Source organism: Pseudomonas sp. SCT (genome assembly GCF_003864275.1).
Taxonomy (GTDB): Bacteria; Pseudomonadota; Gammaproteobacteria; order Pseudomonadales; family Pseudomonadaceae; genus Stutzerimonas; species Stutzerimonas stutzeri_AE.
This window is the reverse complement of sequence record NZ_BDJA01000005.1, coordinates 248,817-265,365: the sequence shown is the minus strand read 5'-3', so window position 1 is coordinate 265,365 and position 16,549 is coordinate 248,817. Positions and strand designations below refer to the sequence as shown.

18 protein-coding genes are annotated in these 16,549 nt (G+C 61.3%); 6 read left to right on the top strand and 12 right to left on the bottom strand.

The genetic code is table 11. From position 1 onward, the window contains the following. Positions 1-134 precede the first annotated feature (134 nt). Positions 135-1,055 carry a GNAT family N-acetyltransferase gene (locus BHD08_RS14790; protein ID WP_125023180.1) on the top strand — a complete coding sequence of 307 codons (921 nt, stop codon included), beginning with the start codon at positions 135-137 and terminating at the stop codon, positions 1,053-1,055. 613 nt (positions 1,056-1,668) lie between these two features. Here the strand turns inward: BHD08_RS14790 and rpoS are convergent. From rpoS to ispF, 7 genes are all read right to left on the bottom strand, one after another. Continuing rightward, on the bottom strand, positions 1,669-2,664 hold the full coding sequence (gene rpoS, locus BHD08_RS14785) for an RNA polymerase sigma factor RpoS (protein WP_015277564.1): 996 nt from the start codon (positions 2,662-2,664) through the stop codon (positions 1,669-1,671). A 100-nt stretch (positions 2,665-2,764) separates the two neighbouring features. Then, complete coding sequence (locus tag BHD08_RS14780; protein WP_041756689.1) at positions 2,765-3,580, bottom strand: peptidoglycan DD-metalloendopeptidase family protein; 816 nt, start codon at positions 3,578-3,580, stop codon at positions 2,765-2,767. Positions 3,581-3,647: 67 nt separating this feature from the next. Next, positions 3,648-4,583, bottom strand: coding sequence for a DUF368 domain-containing protein (locus BHD08_RS14775; protein ID WP_015277566.1), 936 nt, complete (start codon positions 4,581-4,583; stop codon positions 3,648-3,650). A 19-nt stretch (positions 4,584-4,602) separates the two neighbouring features. Next, the gene (locus BHD08_RS14770; protein WP_041756691.1) at positions 4,603-5,238 is read right to left on the bottom strand and encodes a protein-L-isoaspartate(D-aspartate) O-methyltransferase; all 636 of its coding nucleotides are present in this window, start codon (positions 5,236-5,238) and stop codon (positions 4,603-4,605) included. Between the two features lie 38 nt (positions 5,239-5,276). Further along, positions 5,277-6,026, bottom strand: coding sequence for a 5'/3'-nucleotidase SurE (surE, locus tag BHD08_RS14765; protein ID WP_015277568.1), 750 nt, complete (start codon positions 6,024-6,026; stop codon positions 5,277-5,279). Next, complete coding sequence (truD, locus tag BHD08_RS14760; RefSeq protein ID WP_015277569.1) at positions 6,026-7,066, bottom strand: tRNA pseudouridine(13) synthase TruD; 1,041 nt, start codon at positions 7,064-7,066, stop codon at positions 6,026-6,028. Before truD ends, surE begins: the two co-directional genes overlap by 1 nt. After that, the gene (ispF, locus tag BHD08_RS14755; RefSeq protein ID WP_015277570.1) at positions 7,063-7,536 is read right to left on the bottom strand and encodes a 2-C-methyl-D-erythritol 2,4-cyclodiphosphate synthase; all 474 of its coding nucleotides are present in this window, start codon (positions 7,534-7,536) and stop codon (positions 7,063-7,065) included. Before ispF ends, truD begins: the two co-directional genes overlap by 4 nt. A gap of 184 nt (positions 7,537-7,720) precedes the next feature. On the opposite strand from ispF, the gene BHD08_RS14750 reads away from it, so the two are divergent. Together BHD08_RS14750 and BHD08_RS14745 are read left to right on the top strand one after the other, a co-directional pair. Beyond that, on the top strand, positions 7,721-8,023 hold the full coding sequence (locus BHD08_RS14750) for a helix-turn-helix transcriptional regulator (RefSeq protein WP_015277571.1): 303 nt from the start codon (positions 7,721-7,723) through the stop codon (positions 8,021-8,023). A gap of 38 nt (positions 8,024-8,061) precedes the next feature. Further along, on the top strand, positions 8,062-9,111 hold the full coding sequence (locus BHD08_RS14745; protein ID WP_015277572.1) for an alkene reductase: 1,050 nt from the start codon (positions 8,062-8,064) through the stop codon (positions 9,109-9,111). 172 nt (positions 9,112-9,283) lie between these two features. Here BHD08_RS14745 and fghA read toward each other — a convergent pair whose 3' ends face one another. After that, positions 9,284-10,129 carry an S-formylglutathione hydrolase gene (gene fghA, locus BHD08_RS14740; protein WP_015277573.1) on the bottom strand — a complete coding sequence of 282 codons (846 nt, stop codon included), beginning with the start codon at positions 10,127-10,129 and terminating at the stop codon, positions 9,284-9,286. Positions 10,130-10,217: 88 nt separating this feature from the next. After that, the gene (locus BHD08_RS14735) at positions 10,218-11,333 is read right to left on the bottom strand and encodes an S-(hydroxymethyl)glutathione dehydrogenase/class III alcohol dehydrogenase (protein WP_015277574.1); all 1,116 of its coding nucleotides are present in this window, start codon (positions 11,331-11,333) and stop codon (positions 10,218-10,220) included. A 154-nt stretch (positions 11,334-11,487) separates the two neighbouring features. Here BHD08_RS14735 and BHD08_RS14730 point away from each other — a divergent pair, with 154 nt between their 5' ends. The 3 genes from BHD08_RS14730 (at position 11,488) to BHD08_RS14720 (ending at position 14,082) form a co-directional block, all read left to right on the top strand. Beyond that, positions 11,488-12,387 (top strand): LysR substrate-binding domain-containing protein, encoded by a 900-nt coding sequence (locus BHD08_RS14730; RefSeq protein WP_015277575.1) that lies wholly within the window; start codon positions 11,488-11,490, stop codon positions 12,385-12,387. A gap of 137 nt (positions 12,388-12,524) precedes the next feature. Then, the gene (locus BHD08_RS14725) at positions 12,525-12,839 is read left to right on the top strand and encodes an HPF/RaiA family ribosome-associated protein (protein WP_015277576.1); all 315 of its coding nucleotides are present in this window, start codon (positions 12,525-12,527) and stop codon (positions 12,837-12,839) included. 76 nt (positions 12,840-12,915) lie between these two features. Then, a complete protein-coding gene (locus tag BHD08_RS14720; RefSeq protein ID WP_125023178.1) occupies positions 12,916-14,082 on the top strand; it encodes a hypothetical protein in 1,167 nt (388 codons plus the stop codon). A gap of 33 nt (positions 14,083-14,115) precedes the next feature. On the opposite strand, the gene ispD is transcribed toward BHD08_RS14720, so the two are convergent. The 3 genes from ispD to eno all read right to left on the bottom strand — a co-directional run bounded on the left by ispD (position 14,116) and on the right by eno (position 16,537). Beyond that, positions 14,116-14,832: a 2-C-methyl-D-erythritol 4-phosphate cytidylyltransferase gene (gene ispD, locus BHD08_RS14715; protein ID WP_125023176.1), complete on the bottom strand. Its 717-nt coding sequence runs from the start codon at positions 14,830-14,832 to the stop codon at positions 14,116-14,118. Beyond that, positions 14,829-15,107, bottom strand: a complete 279-nt coding sequence (ftsB, locus tag BHD08_RS14710; RefSeq protein WP_041756694.1) for a cell division protein FtsB — start codon at positions 15,105-15,107, stop codon at positions 14,829-14,831. The genes ispD and ftsB overlap by 4 nt, the downstream gene beginning before the upstream one ends. Before the next feature lie 140 nt (positions 15,108-15,247). Further along, positions 15,248-16,537, bottom strand: coding sequence for a phosphopyruvate hydratase (eno, locus tag BHD08_RS14705; protein ID WP_125023174.1), 1,290 nt, complete (start codon positions 16,535-16,537; stop codon positions 15,248-15,250). Positions 16,538-16,549: the final 12 nt, after the last annotated feature.

Below are 16,549 nucleotides of genomic sequence, written 5' to 3'. Positions count from 1 at the left end.
GCGCTACAGGGTGAGAGCGCCCAGACGGAGGAAAAGATGCAATGAGCGGATGAACGGCATTACTCATGCAGCGAAGGTTCGTCCACCGGGGTACAAGCGCTAGACTGGCGCCTTCGAAAACAGCCGGGATGGCCATGTCCGCACTTGCCTATTCGCAGCTTCCGAACCACCTGCAGCCTTTGCTGGCGAAGTTCTATCGTGCCCACAACAGCCGAAACCGCATACGCACCGAAGCCGTATGTTGGGTAGCAAAGCGTGGCGATATCGTCGGAGGACTGTGCCTTACACCTGTGGAAGAGGGGCAGTTCCTGACGGGTCTGCTAGTGACCCCGACGGAGCGAAACCGCGGAATTGGTGCGCAACTGGTGCGCAACGCAGTGGCGTCCAGCGCAGGACCGGTCTGGCTATTCTGCAAACCGGAGCTTGTCGATTTCTATTCACGTCTTGGATTTTCGGTTGCGAATCGACTGCCAGCAGCCCTTGCAGACCGGCTTACGCGTTATAGACGCAGCAAAACGCTGGTCGCGTTGCAGAACGACCGAAGGATGATGTCAGTGCCCAACGCCACCCTGAAAATCGCCATCGCATGCCTGCTGGACGAGTGCGGCCGCATCCTGGTGGTACGTAAACGCGGGACGCGCTTCTTCATGCTCCCAGGCGGCAAGGCCGAGATTGGCGAAACACCGCTGCAAACCCTCCGACGCGAGCTGCAAGAGGAACTGGATCTGCCGCTCGAAGACAATGATTTCGATCCATTGGGCCACTTTCAGGCGCCAGCCGCCAACGAACCGGATCATCAGGTGGAAGCTGATGTATTCATCGCACGGCTGCCTCGCGCGGTGACCGTGCACGCCGAGCTGGAGGAGATGGGTTGGTTGGAAGCAGCGCCGTGCGAGCGGGACGACATCGCGCCACTATTGCGCAGCCATGTCATGCCAGCCCTCCTGGCACGCATGGCACAGGCCGAAAGCGTGGCCTGCTGCGCTGAGCCATCCGATCAAGGCGAAATAGGATCGCTCGCCGGAAAGGTCTCTTCGATTGCCTCATCGAGCTGATCTTCATCAGCCTCATCCGGCCGCCGGGCCACGTCGTCGCGCTCTTCGGGTGACGGGTCGTTATGCTGGTTGCCATTCATTTTCGCTCTCCGCTGATGGACTCCATTCCTTAGGCCGTACCCCGGCCACTCGGTTCAGCGAGACTTTTTTACAGGCAAAAAAAAAGGGGCGGGTTTGACCCCGCCCGCCTCCTTCCTTGTTCCCTATATCCCTTCTCATCTTCCTGGATGACACCGCTTCCTGCGATGGTCCCTGACCTTCGTCCTGAAGGCCGCGCTAATCCCTGAGCACGAGTGCGATATTAATGATTGGCCGATGACCAGCAAGCTGACGCTTATCCGCAGTGGAATGTACAGACTACCGCTCCCTGACCATAAATATTCGGTTTATCAGGTACTTAGAGCGAGAAAAAATCAGAGATCGTCGGCTGCTGCGACTAATTTGAGAGCTTTGCTTACAGCGCTTGTAAGTGAATGCTTACAAGCGAAGAAGCGGAAACGGAGAATCGGACAAAACGGATTAATCCAATGGATCGACCATTGGACGGGTAATGCGGGAGTTTGGCTGTGGAACTGAGATGTCGGGCGAGGCAGCGCCAAGCCCGACAGTAGTTCTATTGAAACAGCGCGTCACTCGACAGGCCGTTACGCTCCAGAATCTCGCGAAGACGTCGCAGCGCCTCGACCTGAATCTGGCGGACACGCTCACGGGTCAGGCCGATTTCCTGCCCTACCTCCTCGAGCGTCGAGGCTTCATGGCCGCGCAGCCCGAAGCGGCGGATCACCACTTCTCGCTGCTTCTCGGAAAGATCGGAAAGCCACTGATCGATGCTGTTAGACAGATCGTCGTCCAGCAGCAGCTCGCAGGGATCGGTCGGCCGATCGTCGGTCAGGGTATCGAGCAACGTCTTGTCAGTGTCCGGACCAAGCGAAACATCCACCGAAGTGACCCGCTCGTTGAGCCCCAGCATGCGCTTGACCTCACCAACCGGCTTCTCCAGCAGATTGGCAATCTCTTCCGGGCTGGGCTCGTGATCGAGCTTCTGGGTCAGCTCGCGCGCCGCACGCAGGTAGACATTCAGTTCCTTGACCACATGAATCGGCAACCGAATCGTGCGGGTCTGATTCATGATCGCCCGCTCGATGGTCTGCCGTATCCACCAGGTCGCATAGGTGGAGAAACGGAAGCCACGCTCGGGATCGAATTTCTCGACCGCGCGGATCAGACCGAGATTGCCCTCCTCGACCAGATCGAGCAACGACAGTCCACGGTTGACGTATCGCCGAGCGATCTTCACCACCAACCGCAGGTTGCTTTCGATCATGCGCTTGCGCCCCGCCGGATCGCCTTTTTGAGCGAGGCGCGCGAAGTGCACTTCTTCTTCAGGTGTCAGGAGGGGGGAGAAGCCGATTTCGTTGAGATACAACTGGGTTGCATCCAGGGCCCGGTTGTAATCGATGAACTTGTGCTGTTTGCTGGATGCAGCCTTGGGTCTGCCTGCTGTGGCAGCCCTGGTCACGTTGCTTTTCTGGTCGAGGTGGATGGGCGTTTCCATAAGCAGAACCGCATCGTCGACGTCAAACTCCAGCGCTTGGTCTTTAAGTGCCATTTTATTCTTGTCCTGTTCCGAGTTCGACAACAGGCCCAAGCGACGCGGGTCCCTGGCTACGCTCAAGCCCAACCTAGTGCTGGAACAGGCAGGCGACAGGTCAACGTCTTGGCAGATATTGCAGCGGGTCTACAGGTTTGCCCTGGCGGCGAATTTCGAAGTGCAGCTTCACCCGGTCGGTTCCCGTCGATCCCATCTCGGCAATACTTTGCCCAGCCTTGACTTGTTGGCCCTCCCGCACCAGCAGCCTGCGGTTGTGTCCGTAGGCGCTTACATAGGTATCGCTGTGCTTGATGATCACAAGTTCGCCGTAACCCCGTAATCCACTACCGGCGTACACAACAGTTCCATCAGAAGCAGCCAGGACAGGCTGTCCTAATTCCCCAGCGATATCAATTCCTTTATTCAAACTACCGTTTGACGAGAATCGACCGATGATTGCGCCGTTCGCCGGCCATGCCCAACCGCTTGCCGAACGGGCGACCGGCGTCACTTGAGTGCTCGCCGGCGGAGCAGCTGGAGGCTGGCTTGAAGGCGTGGTGATAGCGGGCTGGCGCGGTATCGGCGTGGCGACGACCACAGGACTCGATGGAGCAGGCGCCGGTGCAGGCTGCGGTGCTGGCCGTGGCGCAGCGGACGCAACACGCGACGAACCGCCATCGAAGCGGATCTTCTGTCCTGGATAGATGACATGTGGTGGCTGAATACCATTGACCCGCGCCAGCTCACGCCAGTCCCAACCAAAGCGGAAGGCGATGGACCAGAGGGTGTCACCTCGACGGACAATGTACTGGCCGCTGGTGACGCGGTCGCGCTGGTTGCGATCGACGACCTGCACACCTCCACCCTGGGGTGACGAGGCACAACCAACCAGCGTTCCGGTTATCACCAGAACGCCGAGCATCGAACGGACCATGGGGTCGCGAATCCACTGCGGTACTGCTGTGAGCCTCAATGCCCGCTCCCTTTCATAGACAAGTACGTCAGACGCCTTCGGTCATCGGCTGACGTCGACCAGCAAACCATTCAAGCCCTAGCACCAGCACGATACCGCCGAGGGCCAACAGCACTGCCGCCAGCAACTGCGGATCCTGACCGGTGAGATCAGCATAGGCGCCGGGCAACAGATTCTGCTGCAACACCGGAACATTCTCCCCGCTGGAGTTGGTACGCCAGGTCAGCGTCTCCTTCCACGGCCAGACCTTGTTCAGCGAGCCGAGCATCAAGCCGGTGAGAAACGCCAGGGTCAGGTCACGCCAACGCTTGAGCAACCAGCTGAGAAACTTGGCAAAGCTCAGAAGCCCAACCATGCATCCTGCGGCAAAGATCCCCATGACACCGATATCGAAGCTTCTCACCGCACCGAGCACCACCGGGTAGAGGCCCAGTAGCACGAGAATGAAGCTGCCCGAAATACCTGGCAGGATCATCGCGCAGATCGCGATGGCACCGGCGAAGAACAGGCTCAGGCTGCTGCTGCCCCACTGCACCGGCGCGGCAACGGTGATCCAGTAGGCGAAACCGATACCGAGGCAGAAACTCACCAGACGCGAGAGGTTACGCCGCTGGATTTCCTTACCCACGAGATGCACCGAAACCAGAATCAGACCGAAGAAGAATGACCACACTGGAATCGGGTGCTCTTCCAATAGAAAGGTGATCAATCGAGCGAGGCTGAGAATGCTGGTCAGCACACCAGCAAACAGAACCAGCAGGAAACTGGCGTTGGCGGTCTTCCAGGCTTCGCCGAGGCGCCCGCGCAGCAGCGGGCGAACGGCGTAAGGAACGGCACTGATCGAACGCAACAACTCGTCGTAGATACCGGTGATAAACGCCACCGTACCGCCCGAGACACCGGGCACCACATCCGCCGCGCCCATGGCCATGCCTTTGGCGTACAACAATAAAGCGTTTTTCATGCTTCCTTCCGCTGAATGATCAAATCACAGGTCCATTGAGCAGCGGCACGAAACGTACGGTATCCAGAAGATGGCGTGAAAAGCCGTTGTCCTCTCGAATGATCAGCATGAGTTGCTGGACCTCGCCGGCACCCACTGGAATCACCAGTCGCCCACCGGGCGCCAGCTGATCGAGCAAGGCCTGCGGCACATCGGCTGCCGCTGCGGTGACGATGATGCCGTTGTAAGGCGCCAGCGCAGGCCAGCCCTCCCAACCATCGCCCCAGCGAAAGACCACATTGCGCAGCTTGAGTTCGACCAGGCGCTCCTTGGCCCGATCCTGCAAGGCCTGAATGCGCTCGACCGAGAACACCCGCTCGACCAGTTGCGCCAGCACGGCAGTCTGGTAGCCCGAACCGGTCCCGATCTCCAGAACCTTGTCCAGCGGGCCGTCGGCCAGCAACAGCTCGCTCATGCGCGCAACCATGAACGGCTGGGAAATAGTCTGATTGTGGCCAATCGGCAGCGCCGTATCTTCATAGGCACGGTGCGCCAGTGCTTCATCGACGAACAGATGGCGCGGAGTACGACGGATCACCTCGAGGACCTGGGGGTTCGACAGCCCTTCCTCGTAGAGGCGCTGTATGAGGCGATCACGGGTACGCTGAGAGGTCATCCCTGAGCCATGCAGCAGGCTGTCTTGTCCGCGATTCCTCACAGCACACTCTCCAGCCAGCTTTCGAGACCGCCGAAGGCCTCATGGAAGGTTCGATCCAGCTGCAGTGGCGTGATCGATACGTAGCCCTGCATCACCGCATGGAAATCGGTACCCGGCCCGCCGTCTTCGACGTCACCGGCCACCGAGATCCAGTAGCCTTCCTTGCCGCGCGGGTTGGCTTGCTTGACCGGCGGCTTGGCGCGACTGCGATGCCCCAGACGAGTCAGGCGAATGCCGCGGATATGGTCGAGGGGCAGGTTTGGCACGTTGACGCTGAGCACCGTACGTGGCGGCAGCTCCAGCTGGTCGTGCTTTTCGACCAGCATGCGCGCGATATGAGCGGCAGTCGGCAGGTTTTCCGTCGAGCGTGATACCAGCGAGAAGGCGAAAGCCGGACGCCCGGTGAAACGTCCTTCAATGGCCGCAGCAACCGTACCGGAATAGAGCACATCGTCGCCGAGATTGGCGCCGAGATTGATGCCTGAGACCACCATATCAGGCGCTTCCTCGAGCAGGCCGTTGAGGCCGAGGTGCACGCAATCGGTGGGCGAGCCGTTCAGGCCAATGAAGCCGTTCGGCATGCTTACCGGGTGAAGCGGGCGGTCCAGGGTAAGCGCGCTGCTGGCGCCGCTCATGTCCTGAATCGGGGCTACCACCTTGCACTCGGCATAGTCCGCCAGCGCGTCATAAAGCGCGGCGAGCCCGGGTGCATACACCCCGTCGTCGTTGGCGATCAGAATACGCATCAGATGTCCGTCTGCCCTGCCAGGCTGACCAGCTCACGCACCACGGCGGTGGCGAAGCATCCGGTCGGCAGGACGAATTCCAGTTGCAGAATGTCAGGCTCGGGATAATGCCACGACAAACCGCCGATGGGGAGGCGAAGAATGCGCCGTTCGTGCTTCATTCCAGCTTGCGCCAACCAATTGACGAGCGCTGAGTCAGTTGCGGCGACAGCATTTTCGAGCGCCTGTATTTCGTCGCCCGCCGGCGAGCCGTCAATTCCCCATAACGGACCGGTTGGATGCAGGTCCAGGATGGCAAGGCGCGGGTCGTTGCATTCCGCCGCCCCAGCCGGGAAAAAGCTGCGGCTGTCGGTGAATGCCAGCAGATCGCCAACTCTTGCCTGGTTCCAGCTGCCATCGGCAACCCGCGCGGCGAGTACCTTATTGAACAGATAGCTACGCCCCGCTGAGAGCAGGCGCGAGCGCAGATTGCGTTGCACTGGCAGCTCACCTTTGGCGGCGTACTCGCGCGCACCGTGCAGATTGCCGCCGTCATAGCCGAAACGCTGCAGGCCGAAATAGTTCGGCACGCCGTTGACCTTGATCCGTTGCAGGCGCGCATCGAGCGCGGCGTGTTCACCCTGCAATGCCCTCAGGCGCAGGCGGAAGCCGTTGGCCGAGTGCGCGCCACGCTGCAGCTTGCGCTGATGCCGGGTGCGTTTGAGGATCGCCAGGCCGTCGCTCTCGGCGGCGGCCAGATCGGGGTCGGCCTTGCCCGGCAGATGCAGACTGAACCATTGCCGGGTCAGCGCTTGCCGGTCTTTCAACCCGGCATAGCTGATCATCTTCAACGGCACGCCGGCGGCGCGGGCGATGCGCTTGGCGGCTTCCTCGGTATTCAGATTGCGCTTTTCCACCCACAACCAGAGGTGCTCGCCCTCTCCCGACAGCGGAATGTCGAGCACTTCGTCTACCTGGAAATCCTCCGCGACCGCCTTCAGTACGGCACTGCCGCAAGGTTCGCCATGGGCACGCGGCCCGAGCAACTGGTCTTCGGTCATGGGCGGACCAGCAAGGCAACCGCGTGAACGGCGATTCCCTCCTCACGCCCGGTGAAGCCGAGCTTTTCGGTGGTGGTGGCCTTCACGTTGACCTGATCCAGTTCGACTTGCAGGTCCGCAGCGATCAGCGCACGCATATCATCGATATGCGGTGCCATCTTCGGCGCCTGGGCAATGATCGTGGCGTCGACGTTGCCGACCACGTAGCCCTTAGCCTGCACTTGGGCCAGCACATGGCGCAGCAGCATACGGCTGTCGGCACCCTTGAACTGCGGGTCGGTATCGGGGAAGTGCTTGCCGATATCGCCCAGCGCCGCGGCCCCCAACAGCGCGTCGCTCAGAGCGTGCAGCAGTACGTCACCGTCGGAATGCGCCAGCAGCCCGAACCTGTGTGGAATCCTCACGCCGCCAAGCGTGATGTGGTCGCCCTCGCCGAAGCGGTGCACGTCGTAACCGTGGCCGATACGCATAGATGGAACACCCTGGAAAATCTCGAGGCGGCGATTCTACAGGACACGGCCGCAGCCCGAGGGCTTCGCTAGTCCGCTCAACCATCGACATTGCCAATAACCACCATCAGTCAAATCGATCTTATATCGGAAGTTACCGATATATAGTTCGCCTCATTCCGATATACACAACCCAGGCCAACTCATGCCGGACGACTTCGACGACATCATCAAGGCCCTCGCCCACCCGTTGCGTCGCGACATTCTGCGCTGGCTCAAGGAGCCGCAGCGCTACTTCGCCGAGCAGCACCACTCGCTGGAGAACGGTGTATGTGCCGGGCAGATCGACCAGCGTGCCGGCCTGTCGCAGTCAACCGTATCGGCCCACCTGGCGACCTTGCAGAAAGCCGGGCTGGTTACCAGCCAGAAGGTCGGCCAGTGGCATTTCTTCAAGCGCAACGACGCGGTCATCCAGGCTTTCGTCGAGCGCATCGGCCAGGAACTCTGAGCCCCTTCTCGCACCATCAGTAAAGGAGCGGTATCGCTATGCCCACGCTTTTCGACCCGATCAAGATCGGCGATTTGGAACTGAACAACCGCATCATCATGGCACCGCTGACGCGCTGCCGCGCCGAGCCCGGCCGCGTCCCCGGCGAGCTGATCGCCGAGTATTACGCCCAGCGCGCCGACGCCGGCCTGATCATTAGCGAAGCCACTTCAGTCACGCCGATGGGTGTTGGCTACCCGGACACCCCGGGTATATGGACCGCCGAGCAGGTTCAGGGCTGGAAGAAGGTCACCGATGCGGTGCATGCCAAGGGCGGCAAGATCGTCCTACAGCTTTGGCACGTAGGCCGCATCTCCGACCCAATCTATCTCGATGGCCAGCTGCCGGTCGCACCCAGCGCCATCAAACCGGCCGGCCATGTCAGCCTGGTTCGCCCGATGAAGGATTACGAAACGCCTCGTGCCCTGGAAACCAATGAAATCCCGGCCATCGTCGAGGCCTACCGCAAGGGGGCGGAGAACGCCAAGGAGGCTGGTTTCGACGGCGTGGAAATCCATGGCGCGAATGGCTACCTGCTCGACCAGTTCCTGCAGGACAGCACCAACAAGCGCACCGACGCCTACGGTGGCTCGCTGGAGAATCGCGCACGGCTGATGCTGGAAGTGACCGATGCCGCCATTTCCGTCTGGGGTGCCGGTCGCGTTGGCGTACACCTGGCGCCGCGTGCCGACTCCCATGACATGGGCGATTCCAACCGCGCGGAGACGTTTGGCTATGTGGCGCGCGAACTGGGCAAGCGCGGCGTTGCCTTTATCTGCACCCGCGAAAAGGCCGGCGAAGACAGCCTTGGCCCGCAACTGAAAGAGATCTTCGGCGGCGTCTACATCGCCAACGAGCGCTTCACCAAAGAGCAGGCCAACGCCTGGCTGGCTGATGGCAAGGCCGATGCGGTCGCATTCGGCATTCCGTACATCGCCAACCCTGATCTGGTCGAGCGCTTGCGCCAGGACGCGCCGCTGAACGAGCCCAAGCCGGAGCTGTTCTACGCTCAGGGTCCGGTGGGCTATACCGATTATCCGTCGCTCTAGCTCCTTGCGACGGAAGGCCCGACCGGCAGACCGGTTGGGCCTTTTTTATTTCTGGCTAACTACTGCGCTCGTCCCCCTGCGCATACGGAAATGTCGTGCCTGAGGCTGCGCCGTGTTGACGGGCGAGGCGAGCCGAATCCAACCCGTGGATGAGGCTTCGCCGTCATCCACCCTACGCCTTCAGCGCCTGCGCATGATGACGCAGGTGATCATCGATAAAGCTGGCGATGAAGTAGTAGCTGTGGTCGTAGCCCGGCTGGATGCGCAGCGTCAGCGGATGGCCGGCCGCCGCAGCGGCTGCTTGCAGTGCCTGCGGTTTGAGCTGTCCCTCCATGAAATCATCGCGATCGCCCTGATCGACCAGCAACGGCAGCTTCTCGCCCGCCTCGGCAATCAGTGCGCAGGCATCCCACTCGCGCCAGCGCGAACGCTCCTCGCCCAGATAACGACTGAAGGCCTTCTCGCCCCACGGGCAGTTGAGCGGATTGCTGATCGGCGCAAAGGCCGAGACGGATAGATAGCGACCCGGATTCTTCAATGCGCAGATCAGCGCGCCATGGCCACCCATCGAGTGTCCGCTGATGCCGCGGCGGTCGGAGACCGGAAAATTGGCCTCGACCAGCGCCGGCAGCTCGTCGACCACGTAGTCGTACATCCGGTAGTGCTGTGCCCAGGGCTCTTGCGTCGCATTGAGGTAGAAGCCGGCACCCAGGCCGAAGTCCCAGGCGCCGTCGGGATCATCCGGCACGCCGGCACCACGCGGGCTGGTGTCTGGCGCGACGATGATGAGGCCGAGCTCGGCCGCCATGCGCAGCGCTCCGGCCTTCTGCATGAAGTTCTCATCGGTGCAGGTCAACCCCGACAGCCAGTACAACACCGGCAGTTTTTCGCCCTGCTCCGCCTGCGGCGGCAGGAACACGGCAAATACCATGTCGCAGTTGAGGCTGCTGGAACGGTGGCGGTAGCGCTTGTGCCAGCCACCGAAGCTCTTGTTGCTGGAAACGATTTCAAGGGTCATGAACGGGCCTCGCGCGAGGTGGAAACCATGCGGGCCTCCACCGGTCGAGGTGGATAAGCCGCCGAACGACGGCGTTATCCACCTTGGATCAGAAGTGAATGACGGTACGAATGCTCTTGCCTTCGTGCATCAGGTCGAACGCTTCGTTGATCTTGTCCAGCGGCAGGTTGTGGGTGATGAAGGTGTCCAGCGGAATCTCGCCGCTCTGCGCCTTCTCCACATAGCTCGGCAGCTCGGTACGCCCCTTCACGCCGCCGAACGCCGACCCGCGCCAGACGCGTCCGGTGACCAGCTGGAACGGACGGGTGCTGATTTCCTGCCCCGCACCGGCGACGCCGATGATGGTCGACTCGCCCCAACCCTTGTGACAGCACTCCAGCGCCGCGCGCATCAGCTGCACGTTGCCGACGCACTCGAAGGAATAGTCGACGCCGCCATCGGTCATCTCAACGATGACTTCCTGGATCGGCTTATCGTGATCCTTCGGATTGACGAAGTCGGTCGCGCCCAGCTCTTCGGCAATGGCGAACTTGCCCGGGTTGATGTCGATGGCGATGATCCGGCTGGCCTTGGCCATCTTCGCGCCGATGATCGCCGCCAGGCCGATGCCGCCGAGGCCGAAGATCGCCACGGTGGCGCCCTCTTCCACCTTGGCCGTATTGAGCACGGCACCGATGCCGGTGGTCACGCCACAACCCAGCAGGCAGACCTTTTCCAGCGGCGCTTCCTTGGGAATCTTGGCCACAGAGACTTCCGGCAGCACGGTGTACTCGGAGAAAGTCGAGCAGCCCATATAGTGGTAGATCGGCTCGCCGTTGTAGCTGAAGCGGGTGGTCCCATCGGGCATCAGGCCCTTGCCCTGAGTGGCGCGTACGGAGCTGCACAGGTTGGTCTTGCCGGACTTGCAGAACTTGCACTCGCGGCATTCGGCGGTATAGAGCGGAATCACATGATCGCCGACCGCCACCGAGGTGACGCCCTCGCCCACCGCCTCGACGATGCCACCACCCTCATGACCGAGGATGCAGGGAAAGACGCCTTCCGAATCCTCACCAGAGAGGGTGTAGGCGTCGGTATGGCAAACACCGGTGGCGACGATGCGAATCAGCACCTCGCCGGCTTTGGGCGGTGCAACGTCCACTTCCACGATCTGCAGGGGCTGGTTGGGGCCGAAGGCAACGGCGGCGCGCGATTTGATGGTCATGAACGTCACTCGACTGTTTCTGGAAAAACACAGAGTGTAATTCACGCTCATTCAGGGATTGATGGGGGATTCTGGAAAACATTGTTGCCATACAGGGATAATCCCACGACTGCGCGTCCAAGCAACGCTGTTAACCCCTGCATCAGGAGTAATCATGAACCGCTGGGAAGGTCTCGACGAATTCGTGGCTGTGGCTGAATGCGGCAGCTTCATGCGCGCCGCTAAGCGTTTGCGCGTCTCGTCATCCCATGTCAGCCGACAGATCGCGCGCCTCGAGGAGCGCCTGCAGGCGCGCCTGCTTTATCGCACCACGCGCCGCGTGTCGCTGACCGAAGCCGGTCATACCTTCTTCGCCCGCTGCCAGCGACTGATAGAAGAACGCGACGAAGCGTTTCTTGCCATCAGCGACCTGCATAGCGCCCCCACCGGGTTGTTGCGCATGACCGCCGCTGTGGCCTATGGCGAGCGGTTTATCGTGCCGCTGGTCAACGAATTCATGGCAAGGCACCCGCAGCTGCGGGTCGATATCGAACTGACCAACCGTACCCTCGACCTGGTGCAAGAGGGCTACGACCTGGCGATTCGCCTCGGCAAACTCGGTGAGTCGCGCCTGGTCGCCACGAGGATCGCACCACGCGCGATGTATCTCTGCGCAGCCCCCGACTATCTCGAGCGCTATGGTCGGCCACATACATTGTCGGAACTGGCGCGGCACAACTGCCTGATCGGCACGAGCGACATCTGGTCGTTTCAGATCGAAGGCCGCGAGCAGCACTTCAAGCCCAGCGGCAACTGGCGCTGCAACAGCGGCGAGGCGGTGCTGGATGCAGCCCTGCGTGGTTTTGGGCTGTGCCAGCTGCCGGATTACTACGTGCAAGGCCCGCTGCAGCGCGGCGAACTGGTTTCCCTGTTAGAAGCTAACCAGCCCCCGGATACCGCTGTCTGGGCGGTCTATCCGCAGCGCCGCTACCCATTGCCAAAGGTGCGTCTGCTCGTCGAAGCGCTCAAGGTCGGGCTTGCCAGGCGCCATGAATATGCCGGCGGCCCAAGCTGAACAGAACTTGAACCGCGCGTCCGAGGCCAGGACAGAGGCGGAACCCGCTAGACGCCACCACGTCGTAGCTTGTGTAGCTGCAGCTCTTCGGGCCGCCTGTGCTGTGAAGGGTGCAGCGTTGCAATCAGGAGGAAGCCATGCAGGTTCTGGTGAACAGCAACCACAGCATCAGTGTTACCAGTGATCTTGAAGAGCGGATCAAGGCAACGGTGGAAACCGAGCTGGAACGCTTCGATGATCATCTGACCCGCGTCGAGGTTCATCTCAACGACGAAAACAGCAACAAGAGTGGTCCCCAGGACAAGCGCTGCCAGATGGAAGCGCGAGTCAAGGGTCACGACCCCATTTCGGCCACGCACAGGGCCGAGACGCTCGACTTGGCAATCAACGGGGCAGCGGAAAAGCTGAACCACGCGCTGGGTCACGCATTGGACAAGCTCAACCGCCATTGACCTGGCCCTCGATGGCCATTGAGTGAGCCATCGACCTTTCTGCGAGGGACCGAACCACAGCTACTGGAGGCCACGCATGAACCGACTGCTCGATCGCGAAACCCTGACCAACCTGCTGGCACAACGTGACGGGCCCTGCCTGTCCGTCTATCAGCCCACACATCGCAGCTTTCCGGAGCGCCAGCAGGACCCGATCCGCTTCAAGCACCTGGTCCGACAACTGGAAGACACACTCAAGCAACAAGGGCACGCCGAACAGGCACCAGCGCTGCTCGAACCGTTCTACGCGCTGATCGACAACAACGACTTCTGGAATCACAACCTCGATGGGCTTGCAGCCTTTGGCGCGAAAGATTATTTCCAGGTCTATCGACTGCAACGCAGTGTGCCCGAGATGGCGGCGGCTAACTCGCGCATGCACCTCAAGCCGTTGGTGCGCATCGCCCAATCGGCTGATCGTTACCAGATTCTTTGCCTGTCGCGGGACTCGGTTCGCCTGTTCGAGGGTAACCGTGATGCGCTGGATGAAGTAAAGCTGTATGAAGCCGTACCGAAGACGCTCGCCGATGCTCTTGGTAGCGACCTTACCGACAAGGGTCAGAGCGGCTTCCCACAGGGCTACAGTCGCGCCAGCGAACGTGGCGATCCGATGCAGGTAGAGGCCGGTGGCAGCGGTAAACAGGCCGAAATCGACCGCGACCGTGATCGCTACTTCCGCGAGGTCGACCGGACCATCCTGGAGCATCACTCCAAACCTTCAGGTCTACCGCTGATCCTCGCTGCCCTACCCGAGCAGCAGCCGCACTTCCGCCGTCTCAGTCACAACCCGAACCTACTGCCGGAAGGCATCGAAATGGGCCTGCACGCACTGAGCATCGAAGAACTGCGCAGCAAAAGCTGGATGGTCATGCAACCGCGCTACCTCAAGCGCCTCGCAGGCCTGCTCGACCAGTTCGGCGCCTCCCACGGTCAAGGGCTGGCGTCCGACCATTTGGAGGACATCGGCCAGGCCACTCGCCAGGGCCGGGTCGCCACCCTGCTGGTGGAGGCCGAGCGGCAGATTCCGGGACACGTCGACAAGAATGACGGGACGGCAACGCCGGCACCCGAGGGTGACGTCAATACTCCAGACTTGCTCGACGAACTGACGATCTGGACGCTGGAACAAGGCGGTGAGGTGGTCGTGGTGCCAATCGAACGCATGCCGACCGGCACGGGGGCAGCAGCGATCTATCGGTTCTGATGACGGATGACGGGCAGGCAACCCTGCCCGCTTTCACTCGACGCGGCCGCCGCCCCAGCGCTGTTCCAGCCAGTCGAGATCCTCGGGGCGCGTCACCTTCAGGTTATCCGCGCGACCTTCAACGACCTTCGGTGCGTGACCGGCCCACTCCAGCGCCGACGCTTCGTCGGTCACCAGCGCAGCTGCGTCAAGCGCTCCTTCGAGCGCGCCGCGCAACATTCCCAAACGAAACATCTGCGGTGTAAAAGCCTGCCAGATGACGCTGCGATCAACCGTTTCCACTACCCGGCCGTCCAGCCCTACCCGCTTAAGCGTATCCCGTGCGGGCACTGCCAGCAGACCGCCAACCGAATCGCCTGCCAGCTCGAGCAGAAGCCTGTCCAGATCCTCCCGTGCAAGATTGGGGCGTGCCGCGTCATGCACCAGCACCCAGTCCTGCTCATTCGCGCCCAGCTCGCCGAGACGCCGCAGGCCGTTGAGCACGGAATCACAACGCTCGCGGCCACCTGCTGCGCGCTGGATACGCGGATCGCTGGCACAGGGCAGGTTCGGCCAATATGGGTCGTTCGGCGCGATACAGACCGTCACGCCGGCAAGCGTCGGGTGATCGAGAAAACAATCGAGGGTGTGCTCGATAATGCTCCGGCCACCCAGCTGCAGGTACTGCTTCGGACGGTCGGCGCGCATGCGGCTGCCAACGCCGGCAGCAGGAATGACCACCCAGAACGCGGGCAACTTGCGCTGGGTCATTCGATCAGCTGAAAGAGGGTCTCGCCCTCTTTGACCATGCCGAGCTCCTGACGGGCACGCTCCTCGACGGTCTCCATGCCCTGCTTGAGCTCCCGAACTTCCGCCTCGAGAATCCGATTGCGCTCCAGCAGCCGTTCGTTCTCACCCTGTTGCTCGGCAATCTGCTTGTTCAGACTGTTGACCTGCGCCAGGCTGCCCTCGCCCACCCAGAGACGGTACTGCAGCCCACCAAGAAGCAGGAGCAGCACGACGAACAACCAGTAGGGGCGACGCATAGAAGGCATGAAACGACTTCGGCTGTGATTCGGGTATCGGGATGCGAGTGGCTTGCGCGGTGCAATAACGATTGCGCCGACACGCCGCCGATTGAAACAAAAAAGGGCGACTCGCGCCGCCCTTTTTTAATTGCCGCTGATCAGCCGCGGAATTCGGCACGGCCTTTGTAGGGCGCCTTGCCGGCCAGCTGCTCCTCGATACGCAGCAGCTGGTTGTACTTGGAAACGCGATCCGAGCGGCACAGCGAACCGGTCTTGATCTGACCAGCAGCAGTACCCACAGCCAGGTCGGCAATGGTGCTGTCTTCGGTTTCACCGGAACGGTGCGAAATCACCGCGGTGTAACCGGCGGCCTTGGCCATCTGGATGGCTTCCAGGGTTTCGGTCAGCGAGCCGATCTGGTTGAACTTGATCAGGATCGAGTTGCCGATCTTCTCGTCGATGCCGCGCTTGAGAATCTTGGTGTTGGTAACGAACAGGTCATCACCGACCAGCTGGACCTTGTCGCCGATCTTGTCGGTCAGCACCTTCCAACCGGCCCAGTCGGACTCGTCCATGCCATCTTCAATGGAGATGATTGGATAGCGCTGGCTCAGACCGGCCAGGTAGTCGGCAAATCCAGCGGCGTCGAACACCTTGCCTTCGCCGGCCAGGTCGTACTTGCCATCCTTGAAGAACTCGGAGGACGCGCAGTCCAGAGCCAGCGTGACGTCGCCGCCCAGCTTGTAGCCGGCGTTGGCCACGGCCTCGGCGATCGCCGCCAGGGCGTCCTCGTTGGAAGCCAGGTTCGGTGCGAAACCACCCTCGTCACCCACGGAGGTGCTCAGACCACGAGCCTTCAGCACAGCCTTCAGGTGGTGGAAGATCTCCGCACCCATGCGCAGCGCATCGGCAAAGGTCTTGGCGCCGACCGGCTGAACCATGAATTCCTGGATGTCGACATTGTTATCGGCGTGTTCGCCACCGTTGATGATGTTCATCATCGGTACCGGCATGGAGTAGACGCCCGGAGTGCCGTTCAGATCAGCAATGTGGGCGTACAGCGGTACGCCCTTGGCTTGGGCAGCGGCCTTCGCAGCAGCCAGCGACACGGCAAGGATAGCGTTGGCACCCAGCTTGCCCTTGTTCTCGGTCCCGTCGAGTTCGATCATCGCCTGGTCCAGCGCTTTCTGATCGAGCGGATCCTTGCCCAGAAGCAGCTCACGGATCGGGCCGTTTACATTGGCAACGGCAGTCAGTACGCCTTTGCCCAGGTAACGGCTCTTGTCGCCATCACGCAGTTCCAGAGCCTCACGGGAACCGGTGGAGGCACCGGACGGCGCGCAGGCGCTGCCGATGATGCCATTGTCCAGGATCACGTCGGCTTCCACGGTGGGGTTGCCACGGGAATCGAGAACTTCACGCCCTTTGATGTCGACGATCTTTGCCATTGTTGTTAACAC